Source organism: Priestia sp. YIM B13490 (genome assembly GCF_042787735.1).
Lineage (GTDB): Bacteria > Bacillota > Bacilli > Bacillales > Bacillaceae_H > Priestia > Priestia megaterium.
This window is the reverse complement of sequence record NZ_JBHZOT010000005.1, coordinates 121,153-144,811: the sequence shown is the minus strand read 5'-3', so window position 1 is coordinate 144,811 and position 23,659 is coordinate 121,153. Positions and strand designations below refer to the sequence as shown.

Below are 23,659 nucleotides of genomic sequence, written 5' to 3'. Positions count from 1 at the left end.
CGCGAAGAGATTATATAATGAGAAATTTTCGAACACTTTACAGGAGGTCTTGTTATGCCAAAATATACAATTGTTGATAAAGATACTTGCATCGCATGCGGCGCTTGCGGAGCAGCAGCACCAGACATTTATGATTATGATGATGAAGGTATTGCATTCGTAACACTAGATGATAACCAAGGTGTAGTAGAAATTCCAGAAGATCTAGAAGATGATATGATGGATGCAATGGAAGGCTGCCCTACGGATTCAATTCGCGTAGCGGATGAAAAATTCGAAGGCGATGCTAATAAATTCGAATAAGTATTGAGCAAACCTGTAGTGTACATGCTGCAGGTTTTTTTATATATAAAAATCGCTCTCCCCGGGAGAGCGATTGAATTAAACAGCAATGCGACGCGTGATCCATTGCTTCATTTTTGAAAACAATAAGACAAAGATAACCCCTGTTGCTGCTCCTTTTATTAAGTTAAACGGCAAAATACCTGCAACGATATATTGACGTGCTTGTTCACTAGACATTTCTGGCGATTGCAAGAAGATTGTATACGCTGGTAAGAAGACATAATAATTTAAGACAGCCATGAGTACCGTCATTACCACCGTACCCGTAACCAAACCTATCGTTACGCCTTTAGCCGTTTTAAATCGGTTGAACATGTATGATACAGGAAGAATGAACAGTAAACCAGCCACAAAGTTAGCCACTTGACCAACTGGAACCCCTGTAGCACTTCCTTGAATTAAATAATTCAATAAATTTTTTATTCCTTCTACTATAACAGCAGCCATCGGTCCAAATACAAGTGCTGCTACGAGTGCAGGAATTTCGCTAAAATCAATTGTTAAAAACGGAGGTAATCCAGGAATTGGAAAATTAATCATCATTAAAATATATGCAATACTACTTAACATTCCTAGTATGACCAGCTTTTGAGTTTTCTTACTTTGTTGCATCTTGCCTCTCTCCTTCTTTGTGATCCACTCTTCAAAGAAGAAAGGTTCAACTTTATATCCCCACGCAAAAACCTCCCAACAAATGATTCGTTGAGAGGAGACATGGCAGGCATATTTAATAAACGTTCATCACATTAAGTTTTGAACGCTGAACCTCCACCTTCTCCCATCCAGACTGTACTGTCGGCTTTGGAATTTCACCAAATCTGCTCGTATGTATTACATATAAGCTCGCGGGCTCAAAACAATTTGTTTTTTACCGCCGGTCGGGAATTTCACCCTGCCCCGAAGATAGACCAATATTTAATTATGAATTTATTATATGTTATCTCGAATTAAAAGTAAATAAAGAAGTTTTTTAATTCCTATTAAATTGATGTATTTTATGAACTTCATTACTGTTTTATATGTAAAATAAGGAAATAAGTGCATAACCAACAGCATTATGACATATTTATAGTTTCAATTTTACGTTTATAATTGTGTATTTGATAACTAATCGTAAAGTTTGAAAAATATAATTGACAGAATTTTTTTAACATGGTAAATTATCAAATATTTGATGATAGTAAAATCCAAGGGAGATGTTCACGTCATGTATAATGTATTAGTAGCTGATTCAATTAGCAATGAAGGTCTTGCTCCACTACTTGAAGCTCCTCATGTGAATCTTACGCGAAAAAAAGTTGAAGAAGTTGAGAATGATTTGCATACGTACGATGCGCTTTTAGTACGGAGTGCTACGACGGTTACAGAGGATTTGCTGGCAAAAATGCCGAATTTAAAAATTGTTGCTCGCGCTGGAGTAGGTGTCGATAATATTGATATTGAAGCCTCAACCAAACGAGGGGTTGTCGTTATTAACGCGCCGAACGGAAATACCATTTCAACGGCGGAACATACATTTGCTATGATGGCTAGCTTGTTTCGGCATATTCCCCAAGGAAATGCTTCAGTCAAAGCGCGCGAATGGAACCGCTCAGCATTTGTTGGAACAGAGCTTAACCGCAAACACCTGGGCATTATCGGATTTGGACGAATTGGCTCAGAGCTTGCCAAACGCGCAAAAGCCTTCAATATGAGCGTGCACGTTTACGATCCTTTTTTAACCTCTTCCCGAGCTGAAAAGCTAGGCGTAGAACTATTATCCCTGGATGAATTACTAGCAGCAGCGGATGTTATTACGGTGCACACTCCGCTTACCAAAGAAACAAAGGGATTGCTCAATCATGACACGTTAGCCAAAACAAAGAAGGGCGTGTTTTTATTAAACTGCGCACGCGGCGGGATCATTGATGAAAAAGCCTTAGTTCATTATTTAGAAATTGGCCATGTTCAAGGTGCAGCTATTGACGTATTTGAAGTTGAGCCGCCGATTGATAACCCTTTGTTACATTTTGATCAAGTTATTACAACCCCCCATTTAGGAGCTTCTACAAAAGAAGCCCAGCTTAACGTTGCTGAAGACGTGGCACATGACGTTTTGCGTTTTCTAGAAGGTAATCCTGTAAGCTCATCCATTAATTTACCGACGCTTTCTAAAGAAGTTTTTGAAAAAATTCAGCCGTTTACGAGCCTTACTAAACAAATAGGAGCTATTTTATCTCAATGCATGCGAGAACCTGTTCAGCATATCTCTATCTCCTACGGAGGTACAGTGACGGATTTGGAAACCACTTATATTACACGGAGCTTATTATCAGGCTTTTTGACTCATCGTATCGACTCACCTGTTAACGAAGTCAATGCTTCTATGATTGCCAAAGAACGGGGAATTACATTTGGTGAAAAAACATCGGAAGATACGCAAGGATATTCCAATATGATTGACGTTACCGTAACAGGCGAACAGCGTACATTTACCATTACGGGCACCTATATAGCAGGGTATGGACCTCGAATTGTTAATATTGATTCGTTTGATATTGATTTTTATCCGGAAGGACATCTTCTTTATATCCGTCACAGTGATCAGCCCGGAGTTATTGGAAATGTAGGGAAAGTACTTGGAGATTTACGTATTAACATTGCTACCATGCAAGTGGGCCGTAAGCAAAAAGGCGGAGAAGCCATTATGATGCTTACGTTTGATAAACTTTTAGATGATTCTGTCATCTCTTCGTTAAAACAAACAAGCGAAATTGTGACCATACAGCGTATTGAATTGTGACATTGAAAAAAAGAGCCTGAGCGGCTCTTTTTTATGGACTTATTTTTAACACTTGTCCTGCATTTAACATCGTATTTTCTAAATGATTCCACTTTCTTAGCTGATCCATATCTACTTCATATTTGACTGCGAGCTCAGATAATGTATCTCCTTGATGGATAAGAATACAGTTATCAGAAGTCTGATGTAACTGCTGAAAAACCGTGGCAGCTAAATCGCTTTTTACGTATGCCGATAGTTTTTGCTTGTCCAATTTGGCAAGTGGGTTTACTGCATTGGTTTTATCCGGATTCCAACTTCCTTGATGAACTTCAAAATGCAAATGCGCACCTGAAGAGCGCCCTGTATTGCCAACTCGTCCAATGTTTTGACCAGCAGCTACACGATTTCCTTCTGCAACAAAACGTTCCTCTAGATGAGCATAAACCGTTTCATATCCATTTGTTTGTTTGATAAAAACAACCTGTCCATATGTATTTGAATAATAAGAGCGGCTCACCACTCCTTTTGCAACAGCATACACCTGTGTACCAACAGGTGCTGCTATATCAATTCCAAAGTGTTTGGCGTGACGTGAACCAAATATATCAGTTAAGACTCCTTCAACCGGCCACTCCCACTGCTTCTCTTCTGCTTTTACCATTTGCCCGCCCAAAAATAAAAGACCTATACACAATCCCATTACTAATACAACCAATATTCTTCTTAACACGTCAATCATGAAGAAAGAACCTCCTATGTAGATCATTGCACACAAAACATACTATATGCCAATTCCTTCTCTTTTAGACTTTTTTATAGAAAAAATAAAGAGATGTGATTCTCCACTGAATCACATCTCTTTGTTATTCTTATTATTTCAGCCGAACAAACTGTTATTTAGCATGTGTTTACTTTGGCAGTTTGATAAAGAAAGTTGTTCCTTCATTTAATTCACTTTCAACCGCAATGATCCCTTGATGTGCCTCCACGATATTTTTGGCGATTGCAAGCCCAAGACCAGTTCCTGACTTCCCTCTCGTTCTGGCTTTATCCGCTTTATAAAATCGTTCAAATACAAATGGAAGATCTTCTTTCGGAATGCCTGCTCCTGTATCTTGAACAGAAAGATGGATTTCGGATTGACTTTTATCAAGATGCAGCTTTACTTCTCCGTAGTCATCCGTATGACGAATAGCATTATCAATTAAGTTTGTCAGCACTTGTTCCATACGGTCTGAATCAATCATCGCTTCAAATTCATCTTCTACTTTTCCATTAAGAGACAATTTAATATGTTTTTCTTTAGCTAACCCTTGAAACTTACGCAAAACACGTTCTGTAAATTCAACCATTGCTACAGATTCTAAGTGAAGCTGCACATGTCCCGCTTCCATTCGCGCCAAATCTAAAAGTTCATTTACAAGCCGGCCCATACGGAGTGATTCATCATAAATCACCTGTGCAATTTCTTTCTTTTCTTCATCCGTACTTGCAATATCGTCAATAATAGCTTCACTATAACCTTGAAGCATAGAAATAGGTGTACGCAATTCATGAGACACGTTTGCAATAAAATCTTTTCTCGATTTATCAAGTTTACGCTCTTCAGACATATCCCGTAGTACGGCTACAGCACCTCGAATTTTCGTTTGATTATAGAGCGGTGACATTAAAATGACCCACGTTTTCCCTTGAATTTTCAATTCTGCACTTCGCTCCGTTTCAGTCTCTACTACCGTTTGAAACAAATGGACAACGTTTGCTGGAAGCTCAGGCACCTGCTGATTGTTGACATCCTGCTCGTAATACCAAGTCTGAAGAAAATGCTCAGCTGGGGGATTGGTAATTAAAATCGATCCGTCTCTACTAAACGTAATAACACCGTCTGCCATACTGCTTAAAATACTTGAAAGCTGCTCTTTTTCCTGATTAAGCGCATTGAGGTTAAACTTTAACTGCCTGCCCATTTGATTAAAAGCAATCGCTAACTCTCCAATTTCATCGTGAGTTAAAATAGGTACTTTTGTATCAAAGTTGCCTTTTGTTACTTCAAATGCCGCCTGCCTCATTTTTCTAAGAGGCGCTGTAATTCGAGTGGATAAGAAAAAAGCAAAGATAGTAGTTAAAATAATAGCAATACCTGCAGCCAATAAAATGAACTTAGTCGTATATTGAGCGGGTTCTTCAATTTCAGAAAGAGATTGATACAAATAAACGCCGCCTGTCGGTTTGTTATCTTTCATTAAAGGTACACCGACAACAAACATTAAAGGTTCATCACTCGTGTCTTTCTTTGTGGTCATGTACATTTTTTCCCGTATTACTTTACCTTTTTCAACCACTTGATTTAGCTGATCGTTTTGTTTAACAATGGCCGAAATAGCTTTCTTATTTTCTTTATCAGGATGTGTGGAATGCCAATAAAAATCTTTGTCTTGAACAATAACTACACTTGCTTGGTCTGCAAGTTCACGAGCAATGGATAGTCCTAGTTTTTCATCGTCCGTTTCCTGCACAATGGTAGAGATTTTAGCAGCCGTTTTAGTTAAACGGTTTTCTGCATCTACAACATGATAATTTTCAAAAAACTGAAGCAATAAAATAGTCAAAATAAATAAAACAAGCGTGACGAGCAATAGGATAGTAAACCATAGTTTACCAACTACACTTCTCCAAAACATCAGTTATTTTCAACCTCAAATTTATACCCTACTCCCCATACGGTTACAATCATTTTCGCCGCTTGGGACGATACACGATTTAACTTTTCACGCAAACGCTTGACGTGCGTATCTACCGTACGAAGATCTCCAAAGAAATCATAATGCCATACTTCACGCAGCAGCTGCTCTCTGTCATATACTTTATCTGGCGTTTTTGCGAGATAGCATAATAATTCATATTCTTTTGGAGTTAAGTTAACTTCTTTTCCCTCTGCTGTAACGCGATGTGCATCATTATCAATCGTTAAGTGATCAAAGACAATAAGATTTTTCACGCTCGTTTCTGGTTGAATAAACGTTGCTTGAGAAGAACGTCGAAGCAGTGCTTTTACGCGAAGAACCACTTCTCTTGGGCTAAACGGCTTAACGATATAATCATCTGTACCTACTTCAAACCCTTGGACTCTGTTTACTTCTTCCCCTTTAGCTGTAAGCATGATAATAGGAGTTGCTTTTTTCTCCCGAATTTGTTTACAAACCTCAATACCATCTATGCCGGGCATCATTAAATCTAATACAATCAAATCATAATCTATGTGTAACGCTTTTTCGATTGCTTCATGCCCATCGGCTGCTTCTTCAATGATGTATCCTTCTTTTTCTAAGTACATTTTTAACAATCGTCTAATGCGATCTTCATCGTCTACTAGCAGTAACCTTTGTTCGTTTTGCATGTATTTTCAACCTCCTAGTCTTAGTGTACAAAAAAAAACCGGCGAGTTCTACTTATGATACCCAAACAATGTGACAATTCGTGAACACCTTTACGAAAAACAGCTTTTTTTACCAAAAAGAGGCTGAGACGCAACGAAATCCATGCAATCTACAGCTGAATAAATAAAATAAAGAAGCTAGTAGGGATCGCTTGCTCCACGGCTATAAGCACCTACATACACGAAACTTGCGTTCACCATCTCAATGAAAAAAGCCGAACGAATGAGATTCTCCATCAAGAATCTCATTCGTTCGGATCTTCCTTCAACTAAAATATCTTTGTTTCAGCCTCTATTCTATTTTTAAAGGTTACGCATATGAATGTAAACCTGCAATAATTAGGTTCACAGCCACTAAGTTGAACATAATGATGGCAAATCCGCCAACTGCAAGCCAAGCTGATTTTTCACCGTGCCACCCTTTAGACAGCCGAAGATGAAGAAAAGCAGCGTAAAATAAAAATGTGATCAGCGCCCACACCTCTTTAGGGTCCCACCCCCAAAAGCGCGTCCAGGCCATCTGAGCCCAAATCATAGCAAAAATAAGTGCTCCTAGTGTAAAAATAGGAAACCCAATTGCCACTGCTCTGTAGCTTACTTCATCAAGCAAGTCGCTGTTTACCTGCTTCACAAGCGGCTGCAGCGCGGCTCCAATTCGCTTCCGTAAAATGAAACGAATCAGCCAATATAAGACAAAGCCGCCGCCTAACGACCAAATAACCGTATTTAATTTTTTAGCATTGATAATAGCGGGCATATCAATAAGCGGCTGTATATCGTTCCCGGCTGTCCACTCACTTTGATGCGGCCCCACTAGCGGAACCATATGATATACGACTTGCTCCTGTTCTCCACTTTTATTAATCCAATTAAATGATGACTCGTAGTGAGCCGCATTAAAAGCCAGCGTCACCGCTACAAACCCAAGCGTACTAATAAGCGTATACAGGATGAATTCCAGCCAAAATGCTTTTTTATTTCGCTTGGATTGGTCAATCGTTTTGATTAAATAAATCAATCCTGCAACAAAGCTAATGGAAAGCACGGCTTCACCCGTAGCTGCGGTTGTAACGTGAATATGCAGCCAATTCGTTTGAAGAGCCGGTATCAGCGGCGTAATTTCAGTTGGAAACATGCTTGCATAAGCAATGATCAAAAGAGCCACCGGCAATGCAAACAATCCAAGCATGCTAAGACGATAAATAAAGTAAATAACAATAAATGCGCCAACAAGCATCATGCCAAAAAACGTCGTAAATTCAAATAAATTACTAACAGGAGCGTGGCCTGATGCAATCCACCTTGTAATAAAGTAGCCAATCTGTGCAATAAAGCCGATGATGGTAACCGCAATTCCAAACGTTGCCCACTTTGTTTTCTTTTGAGCTGCTCGCTTATCTCGAATAGCTCCTCCGAAAAAAAAGGTTGCAACTAAATAAGCAATAAACGCCACATACAGTAAATTACTACTTATACTCGCGTAATCCATGCTTTTTCCTCCTATTTTGTTTCTTTATCATTTTGGTCCTTCAGCTGTGTAAGGGATGTTGATTCTAATAAACCATTTAGTTCTTTTTTTAGCCCATACCAGTTTTTATTTGTATGTGCGGCCAACCATATCTCATTATTGACTTTTTGAATCCACATGCGGCGATGATTCCAATACATCCCTTGAACCACACCAATCATAAAGATGGCTCCGCCAATTCCTAAAAACCAAAGCGTATAGTCTCTGCGAACGGTTAATCCCGTTACATTTTTCGTTTCCACACCAGCAAAGGTCATTTTATAATCGTTATTTCCTAGCGGCTCCAAGTTCTCTCTAATTCCAACAAAAGCAACTTCCCCTTTTTTATGCTGAGGGGTAATCATTTTAAATACAAAAGCGGGATTGTTAGGCACTCTGGTCTTTGTATTTGGATTTCCTTCATCATCAAAGAAAAAGTCTGGAAAGTAACTCATGAGCTTGACTTTATATCCGTTTTTTAAATCATATGTTTCTTTTGGATTATGTAAATCTACTGTAAGTGAACCAACGTTTCTATTTGCATTTTTATCTGTTAAATGGAAAGACATAGAGCTAAACTCATTTAACTTGAAGTCCACTTGGTACATGGCATATCCTTCAAACTTAAGCGGCTGATTCACACGAATCTCTGAATCTTTTATTTTCTTTAATTTTGGATCTGCTCCTGGTATAAGCTTTCCTTCGCGCTTATACAAACTAACATCCGCTTCATATTTTTTGGCCACTTTATTATTCCCTGCACGATCAATTGCTTCTTGAAACACGGCGCTTTCGCTATCTTTATCATACGTTTCAACAGTAAAACGATGGTTTTTCAAAAAATACTCTCCGTTCGTCCCGGGAATAACTTTTGTTTCACCTTCACGGATCCAAAGAACTTCATCTATATACATACCTGGTACAAACCTAAGCATAGCACCTAGTAAAAAGATAATGAGACCGATATGATTAACGTATGGACCCCATCTTGAGAAGCGTCCTTTTTCAGCCAGCAGATTGCCGTTTTCTTCACGAATAGAGTATCTTCTTTTTTTAAGCATACTTTTTACATGTTCATAATCTTGATCCGTCCACGATGATGAAGTGCTATATAAACGCTGTCTTTTTAAGAAGTTTGGATGTTTTGTTACACTCTGCCTTTTTAGAGCTCGGTACAAAGGCACTACTCGATCTAAACTGCAAATGACTAACGACATTCCTAAAGCAGCAATTAAAAGCAAGTACCACCACGATTCGTAGAGATGATGAAAACCTAACTTATAATAAAGCTCTCCTGTCCATCCATATTCCTTTTGGTAATACTCATCTGCTGTCACATTAGGAGGTATGTAAGCTTCTTGAGGATAAATGGTTCCGACTGCAGACGCAACAAGCGTCACAATAATGATCCAAATACCTACTTTTACAGAAGAGAAAAAGTTCCATATTTTATCGATAACTGTTTTATTGTACGTTTGCGATCGCCTTGCGCTTCCTTCATAACGCATATCTACTAATTTATCAGTTGTTTCTTCTGCAATCGGCTTACCACAGGCTTCACACAAAATCGTACCATGCGGGTTAACGTGTCCACATTCACATTTTACGTGTTTCATTGTCAACACTCCCTATGGTTTAATTTCTTCCATATATTCTTTTATTTTAGATTCTTCCAATCCCCCAATAAAACTGTCTACAATCTTTCCGTTTTTATCAATTAAAAATGTAGTCGGCAGAGGATCTATTCCGTATGCACCCAACACTTGTGAATCTTTATCCATCAAAATCGGAAAAGATAGCTCATACTGTTTAGCAAATTGCTCTACTGCTATATTCGTTTCTGCAACGTTAACAGCTAGAATTTCGACACCTTGCTTTTTATATGATGCATACTGCTTTTCCATAGCCGGCATCTCTTGTTTACAGGGCTTGCACCATGTTCCCCAAAAATTCAAAAAAACTCCTTTGCCTTTGTAATCTGATAGCTGATGAGTTTCTCCATTAACATCTCTTAATATAAAGTCAGGTGCCTTATCTCCTACTGATACCTTTTGTTTATCAGCAAAAAATTGAGCATAAAGGGTATATCCAACCGCGCACAGCAAAACTGCCAATATAACTGTTCGAATAATCAAGCGCTTTTTTTTCATGGCACGAACTCCTTTTAACCGCTTTCAATACGCTTTTTTCTACCATTATATCATTTTTGTGGTAGTGGCTTTCCAATAATATTTCGACGTTTCTGTGAAGTCTTCCTCTCATTCTACAAGTTCGACATTTTTTCGAAAAACCTTGCTTGTTTTTCTAATTCACGACATTTTTCATAAAAAAAACAGGTAAGTGAAAATTACTTACCTGTTTGAGACATTGAATATAATTGTTTGACTTCATGCGCTGTAAGCTCACGAGCTTCTCCTGCATTTAATCCGCGTAAATCTAAAGGTCCGTAGCGTTCACGTTTTAATTTTAAGACAGAATGCCCAATTGCATCGAACATGCGACGTACTTGACGATTTTTCCCTTCATGAATCGTCAATTCCACAATCGCCGTCTGCTTACTTTTATCAATAGAAAGAACTTTTGCACGAGCTGGTGCTGTTTTTCCGTCCTCTAGCATCACACCGCGCTGCAGCTGTCTGATTTTTTCACGACTTGGAATTCCTTTAATTTTAGCTACATACACTTTGTCCACTTCAAATTTAGGGTGCATTAGCTGATTAGCAAATTCACCGTCGTTTGTTAAAAGAAGTAAACCCGACGTATCATAGTCTAGACGTCCAATTGGATAAATTCTTTCTTCTACATGTGGAAAGAAGTCAACGACTGTTTTTCTTCCCTTGTCGTCGTTAGCAGCTGAAATTACGCCTCTTGGTTTGTATAACATAAAATAAACGGGCGCTTCGCTTTCTACAGGCACTTCGTCTACTTCAATTTTATCGTTAGGACCTACTTTCGTGCCCAATTCTCTTACAACTTTTCCATTTACTTTCACTCGGCCTTGGCCGATTAATTCTTCAGCTTTACGTCTTGATGCTACACCTGCGTGAGCAATCACTTTTTGTAATCGTTCCATTAACACTTCACCTCTTGTAACATCTTACTTGTTTACGAAGTAATACACAAGTGTATTTGCCACTCAGAGGTAGAATTTTCGATTTCTTACCGGCCAAACACAAGGATTACAATGACAACTGAGGCAATAATTCCTACCAAATCTGCCAGTAAACCAACCTTCAGCGCATCTCCCATTTTTTTAATGCCAACCGCTCCGAAATAAACCGTTAAAATATAAAATGTGGTATCTGTACTTCCCTGCATGGTCGATGCCAAACGACCGATAAAAGAATCAGGTCCGTATGTAGAAATTAGATCCGTCGTGATACCAAGAGCAGCCGTTCCAGATATCGGTTTGATAAGAGCTAAAGGTACAATTTCAGCCGGAACGCCGACTGCTTGCAGCATAGGTTTTAAAACAGATAAGAAAAAATCAAGCGCTCCTGAAGCTCGAAAAATAGAGATGCTCACTAACATGCCGACTAAGTAAGGAATGATGGAAAAAGCAATTTGTAATCCGTCTTTCCCTCCCTCTACAAACTTTTCATACGTAGGAATTTTTTTATAGGTTCCATAAAGTAAAATGCATCCTACAATAAGAGGAATAAACATCAATGATACTTGATTAAGCATAGTCATTTTCGTTTTCCTCCTTTTCGTGTACGTCGATAATAAAAGAAGCGATCAATGATGATAGCTCCTATCGTAGCTACAACAGTTGCTAAAAGCGTGGTACCGACAATTTCAGTAGGATTAGCCGAGTTATACGTAATCCGAATGGCAATAACTGTGGTTGGTATAAGTGTTAAACTGGTTGTGTTAAGTGCTAAAAGTGTGATCATAGAACGGCTTGCTTCGTCTCTATCGCCGTTTAGCTTTTTAAGCTGCTCCATCGCTTTAATGCCAAGAGGAGTTGCCGCATTCCCGAGCCCAAACATATTCGCCATCATATTGGACAATATGTACCCTAAGGCCGGATGATCTTTTGGAACATCAGGGAAAAGTCTTGTAATGATGGGTCGAAACAGTTTCGCTAACTTGTCGAGAAGCCCTGCACTTTGAGCAATATTCATCATCCCTAACCAAAAGACCAGCACGCTGATTAACCCAATGCTGATGGTCACTGCTTCGCCTGCTCCTTGAAAAATTGCTTTGTTTACATCACCAATTTTTCCATTTATAATCGCAAAAACAATTCCGATAATGGTCAGCAGCATCCAAATAACATTAACCATCTGTTTTGGCTCCAGACTGAATAAACATTAATCGCTTCACTTTATCAAAAAAACCTTTTTGCTGCTCGGACTGCTTTTCGAAATAAATTGGAACACTGTCAATCGTCTCTCCACTTCTATAAATATCGAGCTTTCCTACCACATTTGGAACTTCCCCTGTTTCTTTCCACTGCTTTTTAGGCTGAATTAACGTTGTTTTTACTTCTACAGAGCTTTGCTCTTTCTTTGTGAGCGGATAGACGACATTTCGTTTAATATACAGCTGATCTTTATAAAAAGAATCCTTTATATCTGCCAACTCGCCTTTTGCAGCTAAACTGGTCATATCATATTTATCAAATGCATTTTCATACATGGAAATGTGATCGTTCCAATCATCTGGGGCATTGATCGTTACGGCGATTAAATCCATTCCATCTTTTGTAGCAGTTGTCACAAGCGTTCGTTTTGCTAATTTTGTATACCCTGTTTTTCCGCCAGTACAGTATGCATATAGTGTTGTCAGCAGTTTATTTTTGTTTTTCCACACTCGATCCCATTTCTCTTCAGGATGCTTCATTCGATAGACTTTTGTTCCTGAAATCTCTTTGAAAATTTTATTATTCATTGCATAGCGCATGAGCAGAGCCATATCGTGCGCGGTTGAGCGATGATTTTCATGGTCGTCTAACCCATGCGGATTTTGAAATGTTGTATTTGTCATGCCAATTTCTTCTGCTTTTTTATTCATCAAATAAACAAATCCATCTTCGCTTCCTCCAACGGCTTCTGCGATAGCTACAGCAGCATCATTACCTGAACGAAGCATCAAGCCATATACTAAATCTTTTAATTTTATTTTTTCACCTTCAACTAAATACACAGAAGAACCTTCAACACCAACTGCGCTGTGGCTCACGGTAACTGTTTTATTTATTTTGCCAGATTCAATCGCCAGTATTGCTGTCATAATTTTTGTAATGCTAGCAATTCGGCTAACTTGATCTGCATTTTTAGCATATAACACTCTCCCTGATTTCTGTTCCATCAAAATAGCACTATGAGCACTTACGCTCCCTGCTGCAGATGATATGGAAGGCCAACCGCTGAGACATAGCAATACAATAAATAGATAGATGATACTTTTTTTGCTTCTTTTCATGTCATCCCCGTCCCTCTACCTGTTTGTACAAGTTTATGCTCGTCTTTTTTGGTTATGAATGAAAAGATTTGTCCATACAAAAAAGAACATAGAAAAAACTCTATGTTCTTTTACATTTTCACTTCATTTCTTGAAACGATTGAAAAAACAAGTCTGCTTCTTGATCGGTTCCTTCTTGTAATAAATCTTCTGGAAGCGGCGGCAGCTCTTCGATACTTTTAAGGCCAAAATAGCCTAAAAATTCTTTTGTCGTTCCGTATAAGATGGCCCGCCCTGCGCCTTCCGCTCGTCCCACTTCCTTTAATAAAACTTTTCCAATTAAAGTTTGAAGAGGTCTTTCCGTTTTCACTCCGCGAATCTCTTCGATTTCAGCTCTTGTAATTGGCTGCTTATACGCTACAATAGCTAACGTTTCAAGCGCTGCTTGTGATAATGATTGATTAGCGGGAGCTTCTACGAGCTTCTCAATATATGGTGCATAGTCTTTTTTTGTGACAAGCTGATAGGCCCCTCCTATTTCAACAAGTGTAACTCCTCTGAACTTACACTCTTGCTCTAAGCTCTCCAAAGCACTTTGAATGTCTTCATGAGGCTTTTCTATAATCTCAGCTAACCGGCTAATGGATAGACCTTCATCACCAGAAACAAAAAGTAAGCTCTCAATAATAGCCTGTAGATTATTCGTTGTCATTCCTCTTCATTCCTTTCTCGATACGATACATAAAGCTCGTCTAGATTGTGCTGCTGTTCCACAACGATTTCATTTTCTTTCATTAATTCCAGCACAGCTAAAAACGTTACAACAATATGATCACGCTCTTGATAAGGAAACAGCTGATAAAAACTTTTTTTCCCTTTAAAGACTTTTAATTCATTCACAATTTCACTCATGCGCTTGTCAATTGGAATGTCTTGCCTTGCTATTTTTGTCTGCATAGGCTTTTTATTTTGCTTTCGTTTCATCAACTTTTGAAAAGCACTTAGCATATCATACAGTGATATATCCAATCCTTCATCCTGAGGCTGCGTACGTTCTTCTGCATTTATTTGCACATTACTTGGAGGTTTTGTATACACATGACTTTGGTCTTCTTCCAGCTTTTGAAGCTCTACAGCCGCTTCTTTAAACTTTCGATATTCAATTAAGCGCTGCATCAATTCTTCACGCGGATCTTCTTCATCGACCATTTCAATTTCATCCATATCTTCTTCATACGTAGGCAGAAGCATTTTACTTTTAATTTGAAGCAAAGTTGCTGCCATGACTAGATATTCACTGGCAACGTCTAGCTGAAGCTCATTCATTGTATGTATAAACATCATATATTGCTCAGTAATTGTCGCTACTGGGATATCGTAAATATCAATTTCAAATCGGTTAATCAAATGCAGAAGAAGATCTAAAGGTCCTTCAAACGCATCTACTTTTACACTATACTCCACTTTTATCTCACCAACACTTTTCAATTGCTTATCATTTCTGCTACTTTATATAACGTTACTATCATTAGTATAGAGGATTATAGACACATGTCCAATACAAATTAACGTAAAAATAGGTCATTTGCCCATACAAAAAGTTTAAACATACATATGATGTCAAGGTAATAAGATTTTGAAATGGCTGAAGGAGGAACTCGCATGGGTGAAAAATCTTGTGGATACGGTAGCGGTTTCGCTTTAATTGTTGTACTGTTTATTTTATTAATTATTGTTGGTTGTTCTTGCTTACGCTTCTAACCACACATATTGAATAAAAACAAACGTGTTCGCCATACCTTGAGCACGTTTGTCTCTTTAAAGGCACCGCGCTGATGAATAGCTAATTTTTGTGATACACTACATATAGAGCCTTACCAGGAGGGAACAAGATTGTATTCACAAGCCTATATTGATTATTTAGTTCATTTTCATGGCGACCGGGATTACTTTGAATGTCATGAACTGCTAGAAGAACACTGGAAAAAAGACCAAAGAGGACACCGCAATATTATTTGGGTTGGCCTTATTCAAATTGCTGTTTCACTCTATCATCATCGACGCCAAAATTTCGCTGGAGCCAAAAGAACGATGCAAAAGGCGCTGGCAATTTTAACGAAGGAAGAAGAAAATATTGCACAGCTTGGACTTAATTATCCTTCACTGCTTAAACTTCTTCGCAAACAATTAGCTTTAATCGATACCTATCAGCCATATAAAAGTATTAACTTGCCCATTGAAGATCCAGCATTATTACGAGCTTGCAAACAAAGAAGCACTGATAAACAGCTTGTCTGGTTATCAGCTTCTAATCTGCAAAATGATGCGATTGTTCATCGTCACAGCACGCGAGATCGGTCAGATGTGATTGCGGAAAGACAAGCGAACTTATTGGCAAAACAAAACAACAGGTAGCTTCTAGCTACCTGTTGTTTTATGATGACTAAGATGTGAAAGAAGCTTTCACACCTTACCTAATCATGCTTTTTTTATTCATCCGCCTGACACTTTTCATAAAACGGAGCGATGATTTCACTCGGCTTAATTTGTGCAGTCGTATACATTTCTTTAAGAGCTTTAATCATTTTTTTGCCAATGCCCTGTTGGCGGTGTGAAGGGTTTACACTGACGTGTTGAACCTCAATCAAACTTTTATCGAGCATGGAAATGCCAACAATCCCAATAATATCTTCTTCTTGCTTCCAAAGATACAGCTGCCAATGTTCGTTTTGCTCATATTCTTTCATCGTTTGTTGAAGTTTTTTTAAATCTTTTTCCGTAGGTACAAACGATAGAAGACCCATGGCAATTTTTTCATAGTTTCGTTTATAGCGAATAAGCATACGATTCTCCCTCGTCCTCAAACTTTCCTACAAATTAATGCGCTGCGTTTTTTACTGCTTTTATCATACAAAATTTATAAGTAAATAGCAATATTACACAAAAGCTTGTCCTATGTCATGCGTGTATGAGAAACCTAATCTATTACGCTTTTTGAGCTGTTGCGCGAAGAAAAAACGCCGTAACCCCCTGTAAAAGGTTGTTATGACGTTTTATCAGCTAATATCCATTTATAGCAGTATGCTCTTATTCTTCCCAGACTTTTACTTCTTTCATTACGTCGCCATTTTTCATTTTTAACACTGTATCAAGTCCTTCTGTTACTTTTCCAAATACAGTGTGAACACCGTTCAAATGAGGCTGTGGCTCATGAACAAGAAAGAACTGACTGCCGCCTGTGTCTTTACCAGCATGTGCCATTGATAGAGAACCCGCTTCATGTTTGTGAGGGTTTCCTTCTGTTTCACATTTAATTGAGTAGCCAGGGCCGCCAGCACCTGTACCAGTTGGGTCTCCTCCTTGAGAAACAAATCCAGGGATAACGCGGTGGAACGTTACGCCGTTGTAGAATCCTTCATTAGCTAACTTTTCAAAGTTTTCTACTGTTCCTGGTGCTTCGTTAGGAAATAAATCGATTAGAATTTTTTCGCCATTTTCCATTAGAATACTTGCTTTTTTCATATAAATGACCTCCAATATATGTATTAGTACCGCTATAGGCTCTGTTTTTCCTATCAAAGCGGCAAAACGTAAAAGTTGTAAGTGCCACCTAGAGTAGAACACTTACATTTATAAACTCACTCTATTCTACTACAAACAAGCTCATGAATTCAATGAATGCACTTCTTCACTTTCTTCTCGTAGGGATCTAAATAAAAAATAGTAGTTGTGAGATGAAACTTTTTATAGTATCATCCGTCTAATACAGTGACAGAGATACATAGATTTCATTTCATATAGAAATCTACGCCTCTAGACTGATTTATGGGAAAATGATGAATTGACTCTGTTACTTCAGACCTGCCCGTATTATAATAGGGCAAGTATGGGATTAAAGGAGGAAAAAGGTTTGAAATTAACGATAAAAGCAATGATGGTGACATTAGGTCTTCTTCTATTCCTAACCGCACCCTTAAAAAGTTTTGCAGATGCTGCTCCGGGCGATGTTATTATTACATTAGGTCAGGACTTAACCAGCTCTCAGAAGCAGCAGGTATTAAATGACCTTGATGCACCAAGCAATGCTCAAACAGTAACCGTGACAAACCAAGAAGAGCATGAATATTTAGGTGACTTTATTCCAAAGGCTACTATTGGATCTCGTGCTATTTCATCTTCTAGTATTACCCTTGGTTCAAAAGATTCAGGTTTAAGCGTATCAACTCAAAATATTAATGGTATTACAGACGACATGTATATTAATGCTTTGATGACCGCCGGCGTTAAAGATGCAAAAATCCAGATTACCGCTCCATTTGAAGTATCTGGTACAGCTGCTTTAACAGGTATTATGAAAGCATATGAAGTTCAAACAGATCAAAAAATCCCAGAAGAAGTAAAAAAAGCAGCCAATGAAGAGATGGTCCAGACATCTGAGCTTGGTGAAAAAATCGGTAAAGAAAAAGCAGCGCAGTTTATGGCAACGATTAAAGAAGAAATTGCCAAAGAAAATCCTCAAACAAAGGACGATTTACGCACGTTAATTCAGCGAGTGGCTGATGATTTAGGTATTAAATTAACAGATTCAGAGCTTAATACACTTGTTGATTTTTTCAATCGTTTAAAAGATATGAACATCGATTGGAATCAAGTAAAAGACCAACTTTCCGCGACAAAGGAAAAAGTAACAACATTTCTTCAGTCAGAAGAAGGCCAATCATTTCTTGATAAATTAAAGCAATTCTTTGTTGATATTATTAATGCTATTAAATCGTTATTCTCATAAAAAAAAGAGCCTCTTGAACAAGAGGCTCTTTTTTTTACGTTAATCACTCGTTACTTTTTTACCGTCACCTTGTATTTCACGTCATTTTTTACAATGTCTTCATACGTTTCGCGTTTTACGACTAGCTGTGCTTCTCCATCTTCCACGAACACGACAGCTGGCTTTGGCAACCGGTTATAGTGACTTGCCATAGAATAACCGTATGCCCCTGTACAAAACATCGCTAATAAATCATCTGGGTTTGCTTTTGGAAGGTGTACATCCCACATCAGCATATCCCCCGATTCGCAGCACTTACCCGCAATAGATACAAGCTCATCACTCTCATCATTCATTCGATTGGCAATGACCGCTTCATATTTCGCTTGATACAGCGCAGGACGGATATTGTCGTTCATTCCTCCATCAATGGCTACATATTCACGTACATTAGGTACATGCTTACGAGAACCAATTGAATACAGAGTCGTTCCAGCATCTCCTACAAGAGAGCGGCCAGGCTCAATCCAAATTTCAGGGATTTCTACCTCTAACTGTTTAGACTGCTTTTTGACCTCTTCTATAATAACTTCCACATACTGCGAAACAGGAATAGGCTGATCTTCTTCCGTATAACGAATGCCAAAGCCGCCGCCTAAATTTAATACTTGCGGAACAAATTCTATACGTTGTTTCCACTCTTTCATTTTTGCAAAAAGCTTTTGAGTCGCCATAATAAATCCGGTTGTTTCAAAAATTTGAGATCCTATATGACAGTGAATACCTAAAAGTTCTAGCCCCTTGCTATCTTGCACAAGACGCACAGCTTCGTCTGCTTGACCGTTTTGAAGATCAAACCCGAACTTCGAGTCTTCCTGCCCTGTCAAGATATAATCATGTGTATGAGCTTCAATTCCGGGTGTTAATCTGAGAAGAACAGGCATCTTTTTTTGATACTGTTCCGTTATTTCCTGAAGCAATGCAATTTCATAAAAATTATCAACTACAATGCATCCTACATCTTCTTTGATGGCCATTTCTAGTTCTGCTCGGCTTTTATTGTTTCCATGAAAATGAATCCGTTCTTTCGGAAAGTCAGCTGCTAAAGCCGTATACAGTTCTCCTCCCGAAACAACGTCTAACGAAAGACCTTCTTCATGAACGACTTGGACCATGGCAATTGTAGAAAAAGCTTTGCTTGCATAAGCGACCTGTGCTTTTACCCCATACTTTTCAAATGTTTCTTTAAACCCTCTAGCACGCTGCCGAATTAAAGCCACGTCATATACGTAAAGGGGCGTCCCAAAATTTGATGCTAATTCAACCGTATCAACTCCACCAATTTCAAGATGACCCTGTTTATTTATGCGACTTGTTCCGTGTAAAAACATGTTTAGACCCCGTTCCTGTGTATAGTGTAAAAAAGACAGTTAACGGCAATTCGCTGCTAACTGTCTAAATATTTATTATTTTCCATATTTAAAACAAATCTATCACATCTTCATACAGGTTTCAACCACATATTTTGTTTAAGGTTTTGCAGGCTGGCGGTCTTTGTCCTGCGGATGTACAATACTAGGACGCGGATTTGCTCCAGGAACCGGTGTACGAATAATAATCTGCCATAAAGCCTGCGGGTTGAATGGAAGAAACGGCCACAAATAAGGCGTATTCAACGATTTTAATCGCGCCATATAGAGAATGATACACGTTGTTGCAATAAGAAACCCTGGAGTATGAAAGGCCGCCACAAAAATTAACAGAAACAATCGCAGCATTTTATTTGCTACTGCTAACTCATAGCTTGGCGTTGCGAATGAACCAATTGCTGCAATAGCCACATACAAAATAACCTCCGGAACAAAGAGACCTACATCAATAGCAATTTGCCCAATAAGCGCAGCGGCAATCAAGCCCATCGCCGTGGCGAGCGGCGTCGGCGTATGAATGGCCGCCATCCTCAGAAATTCAATCCCAAAATCAGCTAGGAAAATTTGAACAACAGTTGGAATATTTGTTGCTTCGTTTGGTCCAATAAACTGCAATTTTGACGGCAGCAAGTCTGGCTCAAGTACAAATAACAGCCATAGCGGTAATAAGAAAAGAGAAGCAAGAATTCCTAAAAACCGTATCCAGCGGATAAACGTACCGACAGAAGGAGCCTGCCTGTATTCTTCTGCATGCTGCACGTGATGAAACAGCGTAGTTGGCGTAATAATAACGCTTGGAGACGTATCGGTAATAATGATCACATGCCCTTCTAGTACATGAGCTGCTGCTGTGTCCGGACGTTCTGTATAGCGTACCATTGGAAAAGGATTAATTCCTTGTTTGACTAAAAACTCTTCAATTGATTTGTCAGCCATCGGCAAACCATCTATATCAATTGCTTCCAGTTCATCTTTTATCAGTTTAACCAGCCCTGGATCAGCTACGCCATTTATGTACCCAATCGCTACGTCCAGTTTTGATCGTTCGCCTACCTTCATAATTTCAAAACGAAATCTTCCGTCACGAATTCTTCTTCTTGTTAACGCTGTATTGATAATGATGTTTTCAGTGTATCCATCTCGTGCTCCGCGAATCACTTTCTCTGTATCCGCTTCTTCAGGGGATCTGCCAGGATATGTACGCACATCGACTTCAAAGCCAACTTCTTCACCGTCAATTAAAACGAATAGCAGTCCTGATAAAACCGACACCATTCCATCATCCAGCGTCTTTAAAGGCTTGACTTGCTGATGAATAAGACGGTTTTCAACAATATCCTTTAGCTTTGCTCGTTCAACTTCATTATCATTAATTTGAACGAGCACTTTTGTAATTTCAATAATAAATGAACTATCGCACAGTCCTGTTACATAGTAAACATGAACTTCTCGATCCAGAATAAGTAGTTTACGCACGCCCACATCAAAGCTTGTATTCATACTAGCGTTTTCTTTGAACCACTGATCGTTTTTTTGTACTTTCGAAAAAATAGCTGTTTTCTGCTCTGCTAGCTTATCCAAACGAACCGCTCCTTTCTAAAATAAGTCTTGCTGCTTTTTCTGTAATAGGACATCCCAGTTTAACATCATCCATCCTAGCCATTTTGCCGATATCCCCTATTCCTACGACTAAGGGAATATCGAGCTGATCCAAGCAGTAAACTGTATCTCCATTAATTCGTCCGACTTCTAACTCTTGAATTCCGCTTTTATCCACGCCGTAATGCGATATTTCTCCAAAACGATCAATGGTTACATCCACTCTTGTCCATTCGCTTTGATGAGTACGTGACGCGACAGCGATCACTCCAAGAACTTCTACTTGAGGATGCTTTGCTACATGAAGCAAAGCAATTTCCCCAGGTCCTTCCTCTAAGAAACCGCTATCGTCAAACATTACAAAAACAGGGTCATATGGTGCTTGAAGAATTAAATCTACCGTTTGACTACCTGTTAACGTAGTAGGGTTTCCATATGACCTGGAAATGCATCTGCCACCAACCGCTTTAGCTACATGCTCAATTGCTTTGCGTGCATATTCATCCCCATCAGTTACAATAATGACCCTTCTTTTTTCCATAATCTTTTATCCTTTCGGTTTAAAGATTAACGCGATAATAAAAGCAAATAAAATAGCTGCTGAAATTCCAGCTGAGGTAAGTTCAAAAATCCCAATCCCAATCCCGATAAATCCATGGTCATCCGCTTGCTTCATCGCTCCGTGCAGCAAAGAATGACCAAAGCTTGTAATTGGAACCGTCGCTCCAGCGCCAGCAAATTCAATTAACTTATCATAAAGACCAAATCCATCTAAAATCGCTCCTGCAACTACAAACGAACTCATGACGTGTGCTGGAGTAAGCTTAGCAAGATCAAGCAGCAGCTGCCCAATAACGCAAATGATTCCTCCTACAGCAAAAGCTATTACATACTCCATTGATCATCCCCCCTCCCCAATATGTTCTAAGACGACGCCATGAGCAATTGTTGGAATTGACTCTTTTTGCTGAATCATCGTTGGACTTAAAAGAGCTCCTGTTGCCACCATAAACACTTTCTTTAAGTTTCCTGATTTTAATTCATTTAAAATATGCCCATACGTGACAATAGCGGAGCAGCCGCAGCCGCTTCCTCCTGCAAATACATTTTGATCAGGGCGATATACCATTAATCCGCAATCATTATGATTGGTTGATATATCGTAGCCTTCGTCCTTGAGCAGCTGTTTTAAGATTGGACTTCCTACACCTGATAAATCTCCTGTTAAAATAAGATCATACTCGCTTGGAGCAATGTTTAAGTCTTCCAAATGTCTTTGAATGGTATCTGCAGCAGCTGGTGCCATAGCAGAACCCATGTCGTTTGCATTTTTAATCCCGTAATCCATTACCCGACCAATCGTTGCAGACGTGAGACGCACAATACCTTTTTCTTTCGAGACCAGCGCTGCCCCTGCTCCCGTAATGGTTGCCGTTGCTGTATCTGGTTTTTGTCCTCCGTACTCCGTAGGATTTCGAAATTGGCGTTCAGCCGTTGCGTTATGACTGCTCGCTGATGCAATAACACGATTAGCAAACCCTGCATCTACAAGAGCTGCTCCCGTTGCGAGCGTTTCCATTGATGTGGAGCAAGCGCCAAACATGCATAGAAATGGAATTTGGTTATGTCGGGCTACAAAATTAGCCGTTACGTTTTGATTTAATAAATCTCCAGCCAAAAACAAATCAACGTCTTCATAAGATAAATTTATTTTTTGCAAGCAGGAATCAATAGACTCCGTCATAAGCCTTCTTTCAGCTAGCTCCCAGTTGTCTTCTTCACAGTGCAAATCTTTATGTGTAATATCAAATGTTTCTCCTAACGGTCCATCTGCTTCTTTTGGTCCTACAGCTGTTCCTGTGGCATTAATATAAATAGGGTTTTCATAAACCCACGTTTGCTTTCCAGTTTTTCTCATAATCCCCCTCTTTTCATAGCAAATAAGTTTTAAAAAGGTAGCGAATGATTCCTACAACGTAAGCCGAAACCGTTCCAAATACAATGACGTTTCCAGCCAGTTTGAACATGTTCGTCGCAATTCCAAGAACAATCCCTTCACTTCGATGTTCAAGCGCTGCACTCGTCATGGAATTGGCAAAACCCGTAACAGGAACAGCTGAACCTGCACCTGCGAATTGACCAATACGATCGTATATCCCAAACCCGGTTAAAAGCGCAGATATTAAAATAAGGGTTGCAACGGTAGGATTACCTGCATTTTTTTCATTAAAGTCAAAAAATGCAATATAGAAATTTTGAATTGCCTGGCCTAATGTACAAATGATTCCCCCTACCAAAAAGGCTTTTAGGCAATTTGCCACATATGAAGGTTTAGGCTGAAATGGTTTAATGCTTTCTTGATAGTTATCTTTTAATTTTTGATTATTTGCCATGTTACATACAT

General features: G+C 39.0%; 26 protein-coding genes and 1 riboswitch. Of the genes, 5 read left to right on the top strand and 21 right to left on the bottom strand.

Annotated elements, in window-relative coordinates; translation table 11 throughout:
- Positions 1-54 precede the first annotated feature (54 nt).
- On the top strand, positions 55-303 hold the full coding sequence (locus ACFX4R_RS17025; protein ID WP_013059046.1) for a ferredoxin: 249 nt from the start codon (positions 55-57) through the stop codon (positions 301-303).
- Between the two features lie 78 nt (positions 304-381).
- Here ACFX4R_RS17025 and ACFX4R_RS17020 read toward each other — a convergent pair whose 3' ends face one another.
- Positions 382-957 carry an ECF transporter S component gene (locus tag ACFX4R_RS17020; RefSeq protein WP_043976348.1) on the bottom strand — a complete coding sequence of 192 codons (576 nt, stop codon included), beginning with the start codon at positions 955-957 and terminating at the stop codon, positions 382-384.
- A 154-nt stretch (positions 958-1,111) separates the two neighbouring features.
- Positions 1,112-1,254: riboswitch (FMN riboswitch) on the bottom strand.
- Between the two features lie 298 nt (positions 1,255-1,552).
- Here ACFX4R_RS17020 and serA point away from each other — a divergent pair.
- Positions 1,553-3,127 (top strand): phosphoglycerate dehydrogenase, encoded by a 1,575-nt coding sequence (gene serA, locus ACFX4R_RS17015; RefSeq protein ID WP_043976346.1) that lies wholly within the window; start codon positions 1,553-1,555, stop codon positions 3,125-3,127.
- Between the two features lie 31 nt (positions 3,128-3,158).
- On the opposite strand, the gene ACFX4R_RS17010 is transcribed toward serA, so the two are convergent.
- From ACFX4R_RS17010 to ACFX4R_RS16955, 12 genes are all read right to left on the bottom strand, one after another.
- Complete coding sequence (locus ACFX4R_RS17010; RefSeq protein ID WP_043976344.1) at positions 3,159-3,848, bottom strand: peptidoglycan DD-metalloendopeptidase family protein; 690 nt, start codon at positions 3,846-3,848, stop codon at positions 3,159-3,161.
- A 169-nt stretch (positions 3,849-4,017) separates the two neighbouring features.
- Positions 4,018-5,790, bottom strand: coding sequence for an ATP-binding protein (locus ACFX4R_RS17005; protein WP_013084918.1), 1,773 nt, complete (start codon positions 5,788-5,790; stop codon positions 4,018-4,020).
- Positions 5,790-6,506: a response regulator transcription factor gene (locus tag ACFX4R_RS17000; protein WP_043976342.1), complete on the bottom strand. Its 717-nt coding sequence runs from the start codon at positions 6,504-6,506 to the stop codon at positions 5,790-5,792. The genes ACFX4R_RS17005 and ACFX4R_RS17000 overlap by 1 nt, the downstream gene beginning before the upstream one ends.
- 349 nt (positions 6,507-6,855) lie before the next feature.
- The gene (gene ccsB, locus ACFX4R_RS16995; RefSeq protein WP_025750430.1) at positions 6,856-8,034 is read right to left on the bottom strand and encodes a c-type cytochrome biogenesis protein CcsB; all 1,179 of its coding nucleotides are present in this window, start codon (positions 8,032-8,034) and stop codon (positions 6,856-6,858) included.
- Positions 8,035-8,045: 11 nt separating this feature from the next.
- A complete protein-coding gene (gene resB, locus ACFX4R_RS16990; RefSeq protein WP_043976340.1) occupies positions 8,046-9,668 on the bottom strand; it encodes a cytochrome c biogenesis protein ResB in 1,623 nt (540 codons plus the stop codon).
- A gap of 12 nt (positions 9,669-9,680) precedes the next feature.
- Entirely contained in the window at positions 9,681-10,202 is a 522-nt protein-coding gene (gene resA / locus ACFX4R_RS16985) for a thiol-disulfide oxidoreductase ResA (RefSeq protein ID WP_013059054.1), read from the bottom strand.
- A 197-nt stretch (positions 10,203-10,399) separates the two neighbouring features.
- Positions 10,400-11,125, bottom strand: coding sequence for a pseudouridine synthase (locus ACFX4R_RS16980; protein ID WP_013059055.1), 726 nt, complete (start codon positions 11,123-11,125; stop codon positions 10,400-10,402).
- Between the two features lie 86 nt (positions 11,126-11,211).
- Entirely contained in the window at positions 11,212-11,745 is a 534-nt protein-coding gene (locus ACFX4R_RS16975) for a spore maturation protein (protein WP_013084923.1), read from the bottom strand.
- Entirely contained in the window at positions 11,742-12,341 is a 600-nt protein-coding gene (locus ACFX4R_RS16970; RefSeq protein WP_043976337.1) for a nucleoside recognition domain-containing protein, read from the bottom strand. The genes ACFX4R_RS16975 and ACFX4R_RS16970 overlap by 4 nt, the downstream gene beginning before the upstream one ends.
- Positions 12,334-13,482 (bottom strand): D-alanyl-D-alanine carboxypeptidase family protein, encoded by a 1,149-nt coding sequence (locus ACFX4R_RS16965; RefSeq protein ID WP_043976335.1) that lies wholly within the window; start codon positions 13,480-13,482, stop codon positions 12,334-12,336. The genes ACFX4R_RS16970 and ACFX4R_RS16965 overlap by 8 nt, the downstream gene beginning before the upstream one ends.
- A gap of 118 nt (positions 13,483-13,600) precedes the next feature.
- Positions 13,601-14,173, bottom strand: coding sequence for an SMC-Scp complex subunit ScpB (gene scpB, locus ACFX4R_RS16960; protein WP_162214932.1), 573 nt, complete (start codon positions 14,171-14,173; stop codon positions 13,601-13,603).
- Complete coding sequence (locus tag ACFX4R_RS16955; RefSeq protein ID WP_080781556.1) at positions 14,170-14,925, bottom strand: segregation/condensation protein A; 756 nt, start codon at positions 14,923-14,925, stop codon at positions 14,170-14,172. Before ACFX4R_RS16955 ends, scpB begins: the two co-directional genes overlap by 4 nt.
- 198 nt (positions 14,926-15,123) lie before the next feature.
- Between ACFX4R_RS16955 and ACFX4R_RS16950 the strand changes: the two genes are divergently transcribed.
- Positions 15,124-15,222 carry a YjcZ family sporulation protein gene (locus ACFX4R_RS16950; RefSeq protein ID WP_170836726.1) on the top strand — a complete coding sequence of 33 codons (99 nt, stop codon included), beginning with the start codon at positions 15,124-15,126 and terminating at the stop codon, positions 15,220-15,222.
- 132 nt (positions 15,223-15,354) lie between these two features.
- Positions 15,355-15,876, top strand: coding sequence for a DUF309 domain-containing protein (locus tag ACFX4R_RS16945; protein ID WP_043976333.1), 522 nt, complete (start codon positions 15,355-15,357; stop codon positions 15,874-15,876).
- 74 nt (positions 15,877-15,950) lie between these two features.
- Here the strand turns inward: ACFX4R_RS16945 and ACFX4R_RS16940 are convergent, their stop codons facing one another.
- Positions 15,951-16,304, bottom strand: coding sequence for a GNAT family N-acetyltransferase (locus tag ACFX4R_RS16940; RefSeq protein WP_013059063.1), 354 nt, complete (start codon positions 16,302-16,304; stop codon positions 15,951-15,953).
- 244 nt (positions 16,305-16,548) lie between these two features.
- Entirely contained in the window at positions 16,549-16,983 is a 435-nt protein-coding gene (locus tag ACFX4R_RS16935) for a peptidylprolyl isomerase (RefSeq protein ID WP_013059064.1), read from the bottom strand.
- A gap of 388 nt (positions 16,984-17,371) precedes the next feature.
- Here ACFX4R_RS16935 and ACFX4R_RS16930 point away from each other — a divergent pair, with 388 nt between their 5' ends.
- Positions 17,372-18,247, top strand: coding sequence for a DUF1002 domain-containing protein (locus tag ACFX4R_RS16930; RefSeq protein WP_013059065.1), 876 nt, complete (start codon positions 17,372-17,374; stop codon positions 18,245-18,247).
- A gap of 50 nt (positions 18,248-18,297) precedes the next feature.
- On the opposite strand, the gene lysA is transcribed toward ACFX4R_RS16930, so the two are convergent.
- The 6 genes from lysA to spoVAC form a co-directional block, all read right to left on the bottom strand.
- A complete protein-coding gene (lysA, locus tag ACFX4R_RS16925) occupies positions 18,298-19,617 on the bottom strand; it encodes a diaminopimelate decarboxylase (protein ID WP_043976330.1) in 1,320 nt (439 codons plus the stop codon).
- 138 nt (positions 19,618-19,755) lie between these two features.
- Entirely contained in the window at positions 19,756-21,237 is a 1,482-nt protein-coding gene (locus tag ACFX4R_RS16920) for a spore germination protein (RefSeq protein WP_043976329.1), read from the bottom strand.
- Positions 21,230-21,796: a stage V sporulation protein SpoVABEA gene (gene spoVAEA / locus ACFX4R_RS16915; protein WP_043976326.1), complete on the bottom strand. Its 567-nt coding sequence runs from the start codon at positions 21,794-21,796 to the stop codon at positions 21,230-21,232. Before spoVAEA ends, ACFX4R_RS16920 begins: the two co-directional genes overlap by 8 nt.
- Before the next feature lie 6 nt (positions 21,797-21,802).
- On the bottom strand, positions 21,803-22,153 hold the full coding sequence (spoVAE, locus tag ACFX4R_RS16910) for a stage V sporulation protein AE (RefSeq protein ID WP_013059069.1): 351 nt from the start codon (positions 22,151-22,153) through the stop codon (positions 21,803-21,805).
- A gap of 3 nt (positions 22,154-22,156) precedes the next feature.
- Positions 22,157-23,173, bottom strand: a complete 1,017-nt coding sequence (gene spoVAD / locus ACFX4R_RS16905; protein ID WP_043976324.1) for a stage V sporulation protein AD — start codon at positions 23,171-23,173, stop codon at positions 22,157-22,159.
- 13 nt (positions 23,174-23,186) lie between these two features.
- Entirely contained in the window at positions 23,187-23,648 is a 462-nt protein-coding gene (gene spoVAC / locus ACFX4R_RS16900; protein ID WP_025750442.1) for a stage V sporulation protein AC, read from the bottom strand.
- Positions 23,649-23,659: the final 11 nt, after the last annotated feature.

Bases quoted from the DNA above. Each gene is read 5' to 3' on its own strand.
- ACFX4R_RS16940 (WP_013059063.1), bottom strand. From the start codon at position 16,304: ATGCTTATTCGCTATAAACGAAACTATGAAAAAATTGCCATGGGTCTT.
- serA (WP_043976346.1), top strand. From the start codon at position 1,553: ATGTATAATGTATTAGTAGCTGATTCAATTAGCAATGAAGGTCTTGCT.
- ACFX4R_RS16950 (WP_170836726.1), top strand. From the start codon at position 15,124: ATGGGTGAAAAATCTTGTGGATACGGTAGCGGTTTCGCTTTAATTGTT.
- ACFX4R_RS17025 (WP_013059046.1), top strand. From the start codon at position 55: ATGCCAAAATATACAATTGTTGATAAAGATACTTGCATCGCATGCGGC.
- ccsB (WP_025750430.1), bottom strand. From the start codon at position 8,034: ATGGATTACGCGAGTATAAGTAGTAATTTACTGTATGTGGCGTTTATT.
- spoVAE (WP_013059069.1), bottom strand. From the start codon at position 22,153: ATGGAGTATGTAATAGCTTTTGCTGTAGGAGGAATCATTTGCGTTATT.
- ACFX4R_RS17010 (WP_043976344.1), bottom strand. From the start codon at position 3,848: ATGATTGACGTGTTAAGAAGAATATTGGTTGTATTAGTAATGGGATTG.
- ACFX4R_RS16970 (WP_043976337.1), bottom strand. From the start codon at position 12,341: ATGGTTAATGTTATTTGGATGCTGCTGACCATTATCGGAATTGTTTTT.
- ACFX4R_RS16965 (WP_043976335.1), bottom strand. From the start codon at position 13,482: ATGAAAAGAAGCAAAAAAAGTATCATCTATCTATTTATTGTATTGCTA.
- spoVAEA (WP_043976326.1), bottom strand. From the start codon at position 21,796: ATGGAAAAAAGAAGGGTCATTATTGTAACTGATGGGGATGAATATGCA.
- resB (WP_043976340.1), bottom strand. From the start codon at position 9,668: ATGAAACACGTAAAATGTGAATGTGGACACGTTAACCCGCATGGTACG.
- ACFX4R_RS17000 (WP_043976342.1), bottom strand. From the start codon at position 6,506: ATGCAAAACGAACAAAGGTTACTGCTAGTAGACGATGAAGATCGCATT.
- ACFX4R_RS16935 (WP_013059064.1), bottom strand. From the start codon at position 16,983: ATGAAAAAAGCAAGTATTCTAATGGAAAATGGCGAAAAAATTCTAATC.
- ACFX4R_RS16980 (WP_013059055.1), bottom strand. From the start codon at position 11,125: ATGGAACGATTACAAAAAGTGATTGCTCACGCAGGTGTAGCATCAAGA.
- ACFX4R_RS16975 (WP_013084923.1), bottom strand. From the start codon at position 11,745: ATGACTATGCTTAATCAAGTATCATTGATGTTTATTCCTCTTATTGTA.
- ACFX4R_RS17020 (WP_043976348.1), bottom strand. From the start codon at position 957: ATGCAACAAAGTAAGAAAACTCAAAAGCTGGTCATACTAGGAATGTTA.
- spoVAC (WP_025750442.1), bottom strand. From the start codon at position 23,648: ATGGCAAATAATCAAAAATTAAAAGATAACTATCAAGAAAGCATTAAA.
- resA (WP_013059054.1), bottom strand. From the start codon at position 10,202: ATGAAAAAAAAGCGCTTGATTATTCGAACAGTTATATTGGCAGTTTTG.
- ACFX4R_RS17005 (WP_013084918.1), bottom strand. From the start codon at position 5,790: ATGTTTTGGAGAAGTGTAGTTGGTAAACTATGGTTTACTATCCTATTG.
- lysA (WP_043976330.1), bottom strand. From the start codon at position 19,617: ATGTTTTTACACGGAACAAGTCGCATAAATAAACAGGGTCATCTTGAA.
- spoVAD (WP_043976324.1), bottom strand. From the start codon at position 23,173: ATGAGAAAAACTGGAAAGCAAACGTGGGTTTATGAAAACCCTATTTAT.
- scpB (WP_162214932.1), bottom strand. From the start codon at position 14,173: ATGACAACGAATAATCTACAGGCTATTATTGAGAGCTTACTTTTTGTT.